The 13172-nt window shown below is 56.5% G+C and carries 12 protein-coding genes, 1 tRNA gene and 1 riboswitch; of the genes, 6 read left to right on the top strand and 7 right to left on the bottom strand.

The features are described from left to right. Window positions 1–44: 44 nt before the first annotated feature. From ABLN94_RS09630 to ABLN94_RS09620, 3 genes are all read right to left on the bottom strand, one after another. Window positions 45–707, bottom strand: coding sequence for an HD domain-containing protein (locus tag ABLN94_RS09630; RefSeq protein WP_170488099.1), 663 nt, complete (start codon window positions 705–707; stop codon window positions 45–47). Next, window positions 691–1791, bottom strand: coding sequence for a chorismate synthase (aroC, locus tag ABLN94_RS09625; protein WP_352991904.1), 1101 nt, complete (start codon window positions 1789–1791; stop codon window positions 691–693). Before aroC ends, ABLN94_RS09630 begins: the two co-directional genes overlap by 17 nt. Window positions 1792–1886: 95 nt before the next feature. Continuing rightward, window positions 1887–2327: a 6,7-dimethyl-8-ribityllumazine synthase gene (locus ABLN94_RS09620; RefSeq protein ID WP_352991903.1), complete on the bottom strand. Its 441-nt coding sequence runs from the start codon at window positions 2325–2327 to the stop codon at window positions 1887–1889. A gap of 72 nt (window positions 2328–2399) precedes the next feature. Next, a riboswitch (FMN riboswitch) is annotated at window positions 2400–2548 on the bottom strand. A 110-nt stretch (window positions 2549–2658) separates the two neighbouring features. On the opposite strand from ABLN94_RS09620, the gene ABLN94_RS09615 reads away from it, so the two are divergent. After that, window positions 2659–3267 (top strand): glutathione S-transferase, encoded by a 609-nt coding sequence (locus tag ABLN94_RS09615; RefSeq protein WP_352991902.1) that lies wholly within the window; start codon window positions 2659–2661, stop codon window positions 3265–3267. A gap of 42 nt (window positions 3268–3309) precedes the next feature. Here the strand turns inward: ABLN94_RS09615 and ABLN94_RS09610 are convergent, their stop codons facing one another. Further along, window positions 3310–3756 carry a c-type cytochrome gene (locus tag ABLN94_RS09610; protein WP_352991901.1) on the bottom strand — a complete coding sequence of 149 codons (447 nt, stop codon included), beginning with the start codon at window positions 3754–3756 and terminating at the stop codon, window positions 3310–3312. Between the two features lie 485 nt (window positions 3757–4241). Between ABLN94_RS09610 and petA the strand changes: the two genes are divergently transcribed. The 4 genes from petA to ABLN94_RS09590 all read left to right on the top strand — a co-directional run bounded on the left by petA (window position 4242) and on the right by ABLN94_RS09590 (window position 7529). Further along, complete coding sequence (petA, locus tag ABLN94_RS09605) at window positions 4242–4826, top strand: ubiquinol-cytochrome c reductase iron-sulfur subunit (protein ID WP_170488089.1); 585 nt, start codon at window positions 4242–4244, stop codon at window positions 4824–4826. 14 nt (window positions 4827–4840) lie between these two features. Continuing rightward, a complete protein-coding gene (gene petB, locus ABLN94_RS09600) occupies window positions 4841–6172 on the top strand; it encodes a cytochrome b (protein WP_170488087.1) in 1332 nt (443 codons plus the stop codon). A gap of 17 nt (window positions 6173–6189) precedes the next feature. Further along, window positions 6190–6972 carry a cytochrome c1 gene (locus ABLN94_RS09595; protein ID WP_352991899.1) on the top strand — a complete coding sequence of 261 codons (783 nt, stop codon included), beginning with the start codon at window positions 6190–6192 and terminating at the stop codon, window positions 6970–6972. A gap of 143 nt (window positions 6973–7115) precedes the next feature. After that, complete coding sequence (locus ABLN94_RS09590) at window positions 7116–7529, top strand: nuclear transport factor 2 family protein (RefSeq protein ID WP_352991897.1); 414 nt, start codon at window positions 7116–7118, stop codon at window positions 7527–7529. 11 nt (window positions 7530–7540) lie between these two features. Here the strand turns inward: ABLN94_RS09590 and mtaB are convergent, their stop codons facing one another. After that, window positions 7541–8797, bottom strand: coding sequence for a tRNA (N(6)-L-threonylcarbamoyladenosine(37)-C(2))-methylthiotransferase MtaB (gene mtaB / locus ABLN94_RS09585; protein WP_352991896.1), 1257 nt, complete (start codon window positions 8795–8797; stop codon window positions 7541–7543). After that, window positions 8794–9636, bottom strand: a complete 843-nt coding sequence (gene dapF, locus ABLN94_RS09580) for a diaminopimelate epimerase (RefSeq protein WP_352991894.1) — start codon at window positions 9634–9636, stop codon at window positions 8794–8796. The genes mtaB and dapF overlap by 4 nt, the downstream gene beginning before the upstream one ends. A 210-nt stretch (window positions 9637–9846) precedes the next feature. Here dapF and ABLN94_RS09575 point away from each other — a divergent pair. After that, a tRNA-Lys gene (locus tag ABLN94_RS09575) sits at window positions 9847–9922 on the top strand. A 211-nt stretch (window positions 9923–10133) separates the two neighbouring features. Here ABLN94_RS09575 and ABLN94_RS09570 read toward each other — a convergent pair. Further along, the gene (locus tag ABLN94_RS09570) at window positions 10134–12425 is read right to left on the bottom strand and encodes a restriction endonuclease (protein WP_352991892.1); all 2292 of its coding nucleotides are present in this window, start codon (window positions 12423–12425) and stop codon (window positions 10134–10136) included. Window positions 12426–13172 lie beyond the last annotated feature (747 nt).

Below are 13172 nucleotides of genomic sequence, written 5' to 3'. Positions count from 1 at the left end.
CCCTGCGCTTTTAGCGGGAAAAGATCAACGGCCCGTCGTCGCGGTCATTCATTGACCCAGTCGGAGGGCAGAGCGCTGCCGATTTCTTCGGAAAATTCCTCAAGAAACCGGATCATGCGTTGCACGCGCGTTTGCGCGATAACCCGCCCGCCCTCGGTCAGCATGTCGGTCGGCAGAGACAGGAGTTTGACCTTCCAGTGATCCAGCGAATAGGTCAGATCGTCCAACGGTCGATCCGCGGCAAACGGGTCCGCCGGGTCATAAAGCGCGCGACCCAAAGCGCCCGAAACAGAAAAGTTCCGGGCAACGCCAATCGCACCCAGAGCGTCCAGACGGTCTGCATCGCGCAGGATACAGGCTTCGGGCGTTGCCGGGGTGATATTGGCCGAAAAGCTATGCGCCTCAATCGCATGTTGAATTGCGCGTATCTGATCAGATGAATAACCGAGTTTGTCCAGAATAGGATCTGATTCCTGCGCAGACTGACGAGAGGCCAGGTGACGGTCAGGGTCGTCCTTGGACAGGTTTACCAGATCATGCAGGTAGCAGGCCGCCAGAAGGACGGGCATATCTGTCTGCTCGTCCGCAATAGCCTGCGCGTTCACCCAAACCCGGTCAAGATGAGCCAGATCATGTGCCGGATCGGTCTCCATCCGCTGCGCAACAACGGCGCGTAGGCGCGAGCGCAGATCAGCCGATCCGTCCACGGTTCTCTCCGATCTGGCCACGGTGCAGCAGCAGGTGGTCTAGGATCACGCAGGCCATCATCGCCTCACCCACTGGCACCGCGCGGATGCCGACGCAGGGGTCGTGGCGGCCTTTGGTGATGATTTCGGTCTCTTCGCCCGATTTGGTGATGGTCTTACGGGTCGTCAGAATCGACGATGTCGGTTTGACCGCAAAGCGCACCACAAGGTCCTGCCCGGTCGAGATGCCTCCCAAGATGCCACCCGCGTGGTTCGAGCTGTATTGCGGGCCATCCTGACCCATAAAGATTTCGTCCGCGTTGGCCTCACCGGTCAGTTCCGCGGCAGCCATACCTTCACCGATCTCAACGCCTTTGACCGCGTTGATCGACATCATCGCAGCGGCCAGATCAGTGTCTAACTTGGCGTAAACAGGCGCTCCGATCCCGGCTGGGACACCACGCGCCACAACCTCGACCACTGCGCCGACCGAGTTGCCGGACTTGCGCAGGTCGTCCAGATAGGTGGCCCAATCCTCGGCGGCTTGTGCGTCGGGCGTCCAGAACGGGTTTTGCTCGATCTGCGCCCAGTCGAAATTGGCACGGTCAATCTTGCGCGGTCCCATTTGCACCATGTAGCCGGTGATCTGCACATTGGGCGCGATCTGTTTGATCGCTTCGCGCGCCAGCCCACCCGCGGCGACACGCGACGCAGTTTCCCGGGCCGAGCTGCGCCCACCGCCGCGATAATCCCGGATGCCGTATTTCTGCCAATAGGTGATATCGGCGTGGCCCGGACGGAACTTGTCCATGATATCGCCATAGTCCTTCGAGCGCTGATCGGTGTTCTCGATCATCAGCTGCACAGGCGTCCCGGTGGTCTGGCCTTCGAAAACGCCGGACAGGATTTTCACCTGATCAGGTTCACGCCGTTGGGTGGTGAACTTGTTCTGACCGGGTTTACGCTTGTCCAACCAGTGCTGGATCATGCTTTCGTCAATCGCGACGCCCGGAGGGCAGCCGTCGACGGTTGCGCCCAGCGCAGGTCCGTGGCTTTCACCCCAGGTAGTGACGCGGAAAATGTGTCCAAAGCTGTTCATCGACATGGGGCATGCTCCTTTGCGCGTCGTGATTAGCGGGCAAGGCCCGCAGCCTCAAGCGGATTTGCGGTTGGGGCGGTTTGACCCCAACCTTAGTCACGTCACGCAGCCGATGCCAATCCGGTGCGAGTTTGTGTGATCTTGAGCGCGGCTTGCGCGGCCTCGCGACCTTTTTCAATGAAATGCTCGCGGTAGATGGCATTATGATGGTCAGTTTCCTGATACTGATGCGGGGTCAGCGAGACCGACAGGACAGGAACGCCTGTGTCCAGCCCTACGCGCATCAGGCCATCGACCACCGCTTGCGCCACGAAATCGTGCCGGTAGATGCCACCATCCACCACAAAGGCGGCGCAGGCGACGGCGGCATATTTGCCGGTTTGGGCCAGATCGCGCGCCAGCAGGGGCATTTCGAACGCGCCAGGAACGTCGAAAACATCGACTTGCTCGGCAGGGATGAGTTCCAGAAACCCATCAAGCGCACGGTCAACGATATCTGAATGCCAGTTGGCTTTGACAAAAGCATAGCGGGTGTGTGTCATCATGATCTCCTTTCGCAACAGACACGTCACCCAAGGCGATCACGAGCAGACACGCCGGTTTAATGGCGCGCTGCACGTTCTCTTTCATCCGGACTGTAACCGTCGGCTCTGGTATCTCACCAGATCTGCTTGTCACCCCGACAAACGGGGCCGCTCGCGGGCTTACGGATCGCAGCCCGCTTACCGCCGGTGGGGAATTCCACCCCGCCCTGAGAACGGGCGGACATTGCCAAGACACGCGGGGTTCCGCAAGGGATATTAATGTCAGCGAATTGGCGGGTTCTGTTTCAGACCTTGTGCTGTAAGGTCGGCGCAAGCAGGGAGATCGCGAATGAAACTCTATCACAGTCCGACGTCACCTTATGTGCGCAAAGTCATGGTGTTGCTGCACGAAACCGATCAGCTACAGGATGTTGAGCTGGAGACGGTTGAGAACACACCGGTTTCACCGGCCACGCCTTTACTGAGCAAGGCACCGCTGACCAAGGTTCCGGCGTTGGAGCGCCCGGATGGTCCGACCCTGTTCGACAGTCGAGTGATCTGTGCCTTTCTGGATTCACGTGCCAAGGCAGGACTATATCCCGACGGTTCTGCACACTGGGATGTACTGACGCTTGAGGCGCTGGCCGACGGCATTCTGGATGCCGCTTTGCTGATGACCTACGAATCCCGCCTGCGCCCCGAAGACAAGAGGTGGAATGAATGGGTCGAAGCGCAATGGGTCAAGATCGAACGCGCCTGCGCCGCGCTGAACCAGCGCTGGATGGCACATTTGTCCGGCTCTCTGGATATGGGGCAGATAGCCATCGGGTGCGCGTTGGGTTATCTGGACTTGCGTCACGACGCGCGGGGCTGGCGCAATGGCAACGACGCACTCGCCGCGTGGTTTGCCGAATTCAACGAGCGGCCCAGCATGACCACTACGCGCCCGCCGAGCTAGGCAGTCTGCCCTGCACCTCAGGTGGCGCAGGGCGTTTTACAGTTACTGAGCGTTAAAGGTGGCGAGATAGGCAGCAATATCCTCGGCGCCTTTTTTCAGTTTGACGCTCATGTTCGGACGCGCGGTATCGTCGTCCAGAAACTCTTTGATGAAGTTGATGGGGTCTTGCGAATAGGCGGCTATGTTCTCCTCGGACCAGATCAACCCTTCCTCGCCCGCGCGGATCATGTCATCGGTGAACATGCCGACCGGCAGGCGTTCGCTGCCATAGCGATAATCATTCTCGGAACCGGCCACGCGACCGACGACGCCGTAAAGATTCGGCCCGGTGATTCCCCCTTTGACCAAAACTTCTCCATCTTTGATGATCGCGTGGCAGGATGAGCAGCGATTATAGAGTTTTTCGCCTTTTGCCGGATCGCCAGCGGCCACGGCCTGAGACGCAAGGGTCAGAACAAGGGTCAGAGTAGGGGCAATGAGCTTTGACATGGGAAACGTCCTGCTGAGGTTGGGAATTTCCCGCGCCTTCAAGGATTCCCGTTAAAAGTGCAATCGAAATCGGACACGTGTAAGTCTTTATAAAATATCTATTTTTGACTCAGATTTTTTACAGCCACACATTCCCGAGAAGTGGGAAATTGCGTGGCGAAAACTGGTCAGAATCTTGCCCGCCAGCTGCTCTTAGCATGGGTGTGGACCGTCGCAACCAACACTTTTTGACGGGTGGTTGGCCGGTCCGAATCACATGATTTCTGAGTCCGGATGCTCGGCGATTTTCACCACTTAAACCCACCTGTATCTTGAAAAAATACCGCCTCGTTGTGACATGAATGCCCAGATGCGGCGTAGTGCGCGCCTATGACCGCTGGACGAACCGATTTCTCCCAGCTAGATACCCGCGTTGAGACACCGCATTCGTGCGGTGCGCGAGCTATTTGCCCGTACGCGGGCGCCAGAAAACCGGAGAAAACCTCGTGTCCCACGCAGAAGACCACGAAGGCACTCGCAGAGACTTCCTCTATTACGTCGCTGGCGGCGCAGGTGTCGTTGCGACGGGTGCAGCCGTATGGCCCCTGATCAACCAAATGAACCCATCGGCAGACGTTCAGGCGCTGTCCTCGATCCGCGTGGATGTGAGCGGCGTTGAGCCGGGCACGCAGCTGACGGTGAAGTGGCTGGGTAAGCCTGTATTCATTCGTCACCGCACCGGTGCCGAGATCGCAGAAGCGCAAGAACAGGACGCCGAAGGCGTTGCTGCGCTGCCCGACCCGCTGGCGCGGAACCTGAATCTGGCGGCAGATGCCCCGGCGACCGACGCCAACCGCGTGATGCCTTCGCCCGAAGGCGAAGCACCCGGCGCTTGGCTGGTTCAGATGGGCGTGTGTACGCACCTGGGCTGTGTGCCTCTGGGTGATGCCGGTGACTTTGGCGGCTGGTTCTGCCCCTGCCACGGTTCTCACTATGACCTTGCCGGTCGTATCCGTAAGGGCCCCGCGCCTGAAAACCTGCCCGTTCCGCCTGCGGAATGGACGGACAACACCACCATCAGACTCGGCTAAGGGAGACCCAACGCATGTCCGGAATTCCCCACGATCATTACGAGCCGAAGACAAACGGCGAGAAGTGGCTGAACAGCCGCCTGCCCATCGTCGGCCTGCTGTATGACACCCTGATGATTCCCACCCCCAAGAACCTGAACTGGTGGTGGATCTGGGGCATCGTCCTGGCGTTCTGCCTGGCGCTGCAAATCGTCACCGGTATCGTCCTGGTGATGCACTACACCCCGCATGTCGATCTGGCCTTTGCCAGCATCGAGCACATCATGCGCAACGTGAATGGCGGCTATATGCTGCGCTACCTGCACATGAACGGCGCGTCGCTGTTCTTTGTTGCAGTCTACATCCACATCTTCCGCGGCCTGTTCTACGGCTCGTACAAAGCCCCGCGTGAGATCACGTGGATCATCGGGATGCTGATTTACCTGATGATGATGGGCACCGCCTTCATGGGTTACGTTCTGCCCTGGGGTCAGATGTCCTTCTGGGGTGCGACCGTGATCACCGGCCTGTTTGGCGCGATCCCGTTTGTGGGTGACGCGATCCAGACCTGGCTGCTGGGCGGACCCGCGGTGGACAACGCCACGCTGAACCGCTTCTTCTCACTGCACTACCTGCTGCCGTTTGTCATCGCGGCGCTGGTGATCGTGCATATCTGGGCCTTCCACACCACCGGCAACAACAACCCGACAGGTGTTGAAGTGCGTCGTGGTTCAAAAGCCGAGGCAGAAAAAGACACCCTGCCCTTCTGGCCGTACTTCGTGATCAAGGACCTGTTCGCGCTGGCCGTGATCCTGGTCGTGTTCTGGGCGATTGTCGGTTTCATGCCGAACTATCTGGGCCACCCGGATAACTACATCGAAGCCAACCCGCTGGTTACACCTGCGCACATCGTGCCCGAATGGTACTTCCTGCCGTTCTACGCGATCCTGCGGGCCTTTACCGGTGAGGTCTGGGTTGTTCAATTCGCCAGCTTCATCACCGGCGGCATCATCGACGCCAAGTTCTTTGGTGTGATTGCGATGTTCGGTGCGATCTTGGCGATGGCTCTGGCGCCTTGGCTGGACACCTCGACCGTGCGTTCGGGCAAGTACCGTCCGATGTTCAAATGGTGGTTCTACCTGCTGGTCATCGACTTCTTTGCCCTGATGTGGCTGGGTGCGATGCCCGCGGAAGAGCCCTATGCGACCTTCTCGCTGATCGCGTCCGCCTACTGGTTCGCCTATTTCTTCGTGATCCTTCCGATCCTTGGTGTGATCGAGAAGCCTCTGGCCCAGCCCGAGACCATCGAAGAAGACTTCAACGCGCATTATGGCAAGGCTGACGCCGACGCCACGCCGGCCGAGTAAGAAGAGGGACCGGAAACATGTTCAAGAAACTTGCAATCGGTGCCGCGTTTGCCCTCGCATTGACCCCAGCCGCGTCCTTCGCGGCAGGTGGCGAGGGACATGTCGAGGACTTCCACTTCTCGTTCGAAGGGCCGTTTGGTACTTGGGACCAGAACCAACTGCAGCGCGGACTTCAGGTCTATACAGAGGTCTGTGCAGCCTGCCACGGCCTGCAATACGTGCCTCTGCGTGATCTGGAAGCGCTGGGTTATTCGGAAGAAGAAGTCATCGCTTATGCGGCAGCCAACTTTGAAGTGTTCGACCCCGAGCTGGACGATTTCCGCCCGGCGATCCCGACCGACCACTTCCCGGCCAACAATGGCGTTGGCGCACCGGACCTGAGCCTGATGGCCAAGGCCCGCGCGGGCTTCCATGGTCCTTACGGTCTGGGCATCAACCAGTTCTTCAAAGGCATGGGTGGTGCGGAATACATCGCCTCGCTGATGGATGGTTATACTGGTGAGGAAAAGGAAGAGGCAGGCACCATCCTGTATGAGAACAAAGCCTTCCCCGGAGGCTGGATCTCGATGGCACCACCGCTGTCCGAAGATCAGGTTGAATTCGCCGATGGTCACCCGGCCACGGTCGAAGCAATGTCCGAAGACATCGCAGCCTTCCTGATGTGGACAGCCGAGCCGAAGATGATGGAGCGTAAGTACTCTGGCTTCGTTGGCGTGATTTTCCTGTCCGTGCTGTCGGTGCTGCTGTACCTGGTCAACAAGCGCCTGTGGGCAGGCGTGAAAGGCAAGAAGACCGTCTGATCGGCCCCTCTTAGGTTTCAAAAGGCCCGGTGCTTAGCGCCGGGCCTTTTTTGTTGGTGTGTCAGACAGTGCTATACTCCCAAAGCTCCGGTCAATTTTAGGGCGGGCATTATTTCAGGGAATTTCATTTGGGAGAACGGATTATGGACACGCAGGGCAATGTCGCAATGTTGCGGAAGGCATTCGCGGAGTGGCACGACAGCAAAGCGTCGGACGTCGGGATGTGGGAAAAATACATGACCGAGGATCTGTGCATGCGCTCACTGGGTCGGGGGCAATACGGGCTGGATTTCAGTTGTGCCCGCGATGGCCGAGCCGAGATGTGGAAATATCTGGAAGATCTGACCAGCGCCTTCGAAATGGAGCATTGGACCCTGAAAGATACCATCGCACAGGACGATCGTGTCGTCGGCATCGGCGCGTGCGCCTGGACCCACAAAGGCACCGGCAAACGGGTCGAGACGCCGATCGTCATCATATGCCGGTTCCGCGATGGGATGATCTGCGAATACGATGAATACTACGATACCGCCGCTGTTTCTGCGGTTACCAGCTAGTTGAGCCTGCCTCAGGCAATCAGCTGCGTCTCGGTGCAACCCAGCACTTTTGCTGTCACGATCTGCCCCTCGTTTTGTGGGGTGTCGAATGTGACTTCGGTGAATTGCTCAGTCCGGCCCATATGGGGATTCTCCATCAGGATGTGATGGGTTTTGCCGATCTGGGCGCTCAGGTGGTTGGCCACCTGAGCCTCGCCTGCAGCGCGCAGGCGGGCCGCGCGGTCTTTAATTATGTTCCCGTTGATCTGCTGCGGTATCCGGGCCGCGGGAGTGCCTTCACGTTTGGAATAAGGGAAGACATGCAGCCAGGTCAGATCGCAGTCGGTGACCAGCTTGAGCGAGTTCTCGAAATGCGCCTCGGACTCGGTCGGAAAGCCTGCGATGATATCCGCGCCGAAGGTCATCTCGGGGCGCAGCTTGCGAGCCTCTTCGGTGAAACGGATGGCATCGTCGCGCAGGTGACGGCGTTTCATCCGTTTCAGGATCAGGTCGTCCCCGTGTTGCAGCGACAAGTGCAGATGTGGCATCAGCCGCGGTTCCGTCGCGATGGCATGCATCAGGTTTTCATCCACCTCGATCGAGTCGATCGAGCTGATCCTCAAGCGCGGTAGATCGGGCACCAGCTTCAGGATGCGCATCACCAGATCGCCCAACTTGGGCTGTGCGGGCAAATCTGCGCCCCATGAAGTCAGGTCAACACCGGTCAGAACGACCTCGTTGTACCCCTTGTCCACCAGCCGCTTGATCTGATCCACCACTACGCCCGCAGGGACGCTGCGTGAGTTCCCACGACCGTAGGGAATGATGCAGAAGGTACAGCGGTGGTCACAGCCATTCTGGACCTGCACATAGGCGCGCGAGCGGGTTCCGAAGCCGTCAATCAGGTGACCAGCCGTTTCGGTGACCGACATGATGTCATCGACCTGTACGGCTTCGGTCTGGCCGATGAAATCTGCCGCCATGCCTTTCCAGGTGTCGGGCTGCATCTTCTCGGTATTGCCAATGACGGCATCGACCTCGTCCATCCGGGAAAAGGTCTCGGGTTCGGTCTGTGCAGCACATCCGGTCACGATCAGCCGTGCGTTGGGGTTTTCCCGGCGCAGCTTGCGTATCTCTTGCCGTGCCTTACGCACAGCTTCAGCTGTCACTGCACAAGTGTTCACCACCACGGCATCGGACAGACCGGCCTGCTGCGACAGTTCTTTCATCGCCTCGGTCTCATAAGCATTCAAGCGACAGCCCAGAGTGGTGAACTTAGGAGCGCTCATGCCAGCGACCTCAGAAATTCCGGCGTCAGCGTGCCCGAGAATACATGGCAGGTCGGTCCGGTCATCCAGACGCCATCCTCGCGCCAGTCGATCCAGATGGTGCCGCCGTCCAGGTCGATCCGCACCTTACGCCCCGTCAATCCGCGCCGCGCAGCCGCCACGGCTGTCGCGCAGGATGATGACCCGGAGGCCAGCGTTAATCCAACGCCGCGCTCCCACACGCGCATACGGATATGATCCGGACCGATGATCTGAGCCACCTGAACATTGGTGCGCTCGGGGTAAAGCGGGTGATATTCATAGCGCGCGCCGAACTCGGTCAGCGGGATCGCCTCGGCATCCTCGACGAAGAACGTGCAGTGCGGGTTGCCCATGCCTGTCGCCGTCGGGCCACCTTCAATCGGCAGTTCCAACGTATCGACCTCTTCAGCCAGTGGAATTTCCTGCCAGTCCAACTGCGGCGGCCCCATATTCACAGCGGTCAAGCCATCCCCGGCATCACGGGCAAAAAGCGTGCCCCGTTCGGTGGTCAGGGTCAGGTCGGATTTGCCGGATTCGTCCATCAGAAACCGCGCGATACAGCGCGTGGCGTTTCCGCAGGCCGCCGACGTCGATCCGTCGGCATTAAAAAACACGAGATGCGCATCCGATTCGCCATTTTCGATCACGGCCAATTGGTCAAAACCCACACCGAACTGCCGATGCCCGATTCCCTTGGCCAGGGCGGACGAAATCTCAATGGGCTGCGCGCGCGCATCCACGATGACAAAGTCATTGCCCAGCCCGTGCATCTTCATGAAGGGCAAACCAGAGGTCAGCATTCGTTGCATGGCGGGCATATAACGCTGCGCAGCAAAGGAATCCACCCTGCGGTGAAGATTCCTGAAAAAAGGGGTTGACCCCCCCGCGCCACCTGCCTAATTAGGCCGCCTATCGGGGCGCCGGAAACAAGTTAAGTGATGGCGAAACGAGGTGCAAAATAAGGACTTGAACCCGGTCGGGAAAATGCCTTAGAGAGCGCCACGGATCGAAAGATCCAACAGAAGAGTGGGCCGTTAGCTCAGTTGGTAGAGCAACTGACTTTTAATCAGTGGGTCGCAGGTTCGAATCCTGCACGGCTCACCACTTTTTCAATAACTTAGATGACCTTAGTGTCTGATTTGAGAAGGCTTGGCTACCACCGGGCTACCACGAAACGTGGTTTCACTAAATAACTTCCAATGGCAGGCTCAGTAGCTAGCATGCCCGTCTTTTTTGGTTTTGCATTTCAGCGATGATCAAAATCTTCACGGCCTTTTTGAACCAAATGGCGCAGCGTTGTAATGGCGTCCTTTTCTCAACCATAGTTCAAGGTCGAAAACATCTCTCGAATTTCATCATCATCGATAGCTGAGACGCTATTTTTTTCTAGGCTACCTGCGCCGGATTTGATAAAACTCGAACTTGTATAATCGTCGTATTCCACTTCGCTCAATCGCTCATCAATTGCGCTAATCTCATAAGAAAAGTCGAAATCTGAAAGATCTTGGAGCTGTTCCAGCGCATGCTGGAGTAACTGGAAATCGGATGGTTCGTAGTAATTTAGCGCCTCATCAGAAAGCCCACTCTGACAGAAGTGTTCAAAACTCTCGCCAAAGCTCGGTAAACGTAAGGATGCATGTTCACCCAACGCCTCGCGCAGTTTGTGTAGGTAAACCCACTCTTCCGCCCGTGCTTCGAGAAGACGCGCATCAATCTCATTGAAAATCGGAACGACGTCCTCAATGTCAATTTTCACTTCACCAATGACGACGCGCTGGAGGAAGCCTGCTACGTCATCGATGTTGAGCTTCCAAGACTTGAGTTTCCTTGCCACTAGTTCGACTGCCTTGCGTGCCACCGGTGCTATTTCGGGAATATCAAAACGCATCAAAAGTAGAATTTCTGCGCGCTCGGCAAACCCCGCATCTACGTAGTGACCAGAGCGCCCTGCTGGCAACTGAAACCATCGCAGATTCGGTTCTTGAAGAAGTCGATGGAATCCCGCTACGAGGTTTTCGCGGTCCCTTAGGAGGCGCTCACGGACGGAAGGGAATGGCCCATCCGATTTTGATCCGCGCCATAGCCGCTCAAGCTGATGGAAACGGGTTGCCGAAGCAACGATATCAAGTGATACGTCAGGATCCTCATCTAGAATGGTCGCCATAAAGTCTCGAAGCGAAGGGTTTAGAAATTCTACGACGCCATCGCGAACAGTAATAAATGATCCCTCCAGATCTTTCATGGCGGTTCGCCAAGCGGCGGGAACATCTTGACGGTTTGTGCGCTTTAAAGATGCTGCGTGCAACTTCCCAAAGGCTCTTTCAAGGTCATCGAGGAAGACAACATAGGCGAGTGAGTGCATCGTCGAAAGAAGATCACGCGCTGCCTGCGAAAGCTCGTAGCGGTAGGCATGGCGCCAGATCTCGTGCGGATTCTCGAGCAGTCTTTTCACATGACTTTGGTATTGGTTTGACGTAACTGAATGGACGCGCTGATAGCTAGCCAACCATTCCACGATCCGCGGGTTGAAGTCTCTGTGATCAACGATCTCGAAAAAGAAGTCGTCACGAAGTAATTCTTGCAAGTATTCCGTGGGTAGCTCACTGAACCATAGATGGTTGTAAAGAATTCGCGCCCGTTGATCGCGGCCATAATCCGCCACCGTGACTAAGCATCGTTTCTTTGTGAGTTCAAGCTGGCGGAGCTTTTCTGAACGCTGAAGAGCATCAGAAAGGACATGCTCTCTTGTAGTAAGGACAAATCTATGCCTGCGGCTTGAAACGACCCAATCAATGAAATCGACTAAATCAGAATCCTCGCGTCTACCGAGGAATTCAGGCCTGTCGCCAAGATTTGTTTGACCCAGAAAGTCATCGAAATGAAAGATAATCTTTTCGTTGCCTATGGCTAAGCGCCTGCCTTCTGAGAGTCCTCCTCTGATTACAACAGGGCTAAAACCGCTCGCCATGTGGTTATATAGCAGCATATCGGCAAGCGTTGATTTGCCGATACCCGGGGGGCCTGATATGATTGCAACTCCTGTGTCTGCCAAGATATCTGAGGCGCGAGAAAAAGCACTAGTTTGCACGTAAAGTGGAAGCTTTCTCCTGATGCGCTCCAAATATGAACTCGTCTGGTGATGTTCGGCGGCATGAAGGATAGTCTTAAGAACCGGGATGCTCGTAAGCCAGAGTTTATGGTGCCGTTTGACAATTTGTTCTTCAGTCTCAAGCATCCTCTCCAGTTCGTTCCCCCCAATGATGTCGTTTCCGTTGAGCACATAAGGCGACAGCAAAGCCAAAAGATCATCTTTTTGGCTGACACTAAGAGGAAGCGAAGTAACGAGAACATATCTGCCGGGCTTCAGTCGTCGAAGCTTCGGCAATTCCTCTTCCCGCATCTTTGTTTTGAGGTTGGAATAAGTCGATTTCGCAAAATTTTTACATTGGACTATTAGGTCCTTACCATCGGACCCTGCGCGCAGATCTATACCTCCATCCCGGCCCGGCTTAAAGAGTTCGAGGCGAATGCCCCACAAATTTTGCAACAGATCGTGCACAAGTTCTTCAAAATCAAGGGCTGACAAATTGGAAAAGTCATAGCGCATATGGACATGATGCCTGTTAGTTGCTGCGGCGTAGAGATTTTCTGGACCAAGTTGCGGGTGAAAGCGAGCCCCCATTCGCGGGGGTCAATTGTCGCTTATAGGTTGTGACTGTCCCGCCTCAACAACACCGCGAAATGACTTTGGAAACGACAACAATCGGCTCAAAGTTTGCAACGAAAAAGGCAAGGCACATCACATTCCGTGTAAGACGCTTTCACGGAAATATCGTGGCCCAAATGGCCTTCGCGAGATCATAGGCAGCGCCCCCACCAATCGCAGCTGCGACAAACCCTGCCGCCGTTCGATGAATAAACGCGGGCCACCTGTTGCGTTTGTAATACTCCATTGGTGGAAATAGCCACCTGCCATACTGAAACAGAAAACGTGCAAGTAAAAGCGATAGCAACAGGCCATAAATGCCGAGAATTACGTTAAGGAACACCGTCTGCTGATCAAGCCATGCACTGAGTGGTGTCGCATACTTGTAGAACAGCCAAATGACCGCAGGTAGGAATGCCAGATAGACGATATAGTCGTAGCGCGGCGCGGCTATCGGCAGACAGCGGTACGGTTATTGGCTGTGGCTAGAGCCGGGCGCGACCTTTGGGACGCGGGGGCACAATATTCGGGACAGGTCAGGCCGCACAGTTGTCATTCGCTGCGGTTGCGGCACCAAGCACATCGAACAGTAACATTGCGCAGCAAAGCATACCTTGAAATTGTTTGTTGGTGCAAAACTCTTTGTGT

It is taken from the genome of Ruegeria sp. SCP11 (assembly GCF_040329455.1).
GTDB lineage: Bacteria > Pseudomonadota > Alphaproteobacteria > Rhodobacterales > Rhodobacteraceae > Ruegeria > Ruegeria atlantica_E.
Note: the sequence above shows the minus strand (reverse complement) of the source record. Positions and strands in the feature narration are given on the sequence as shown.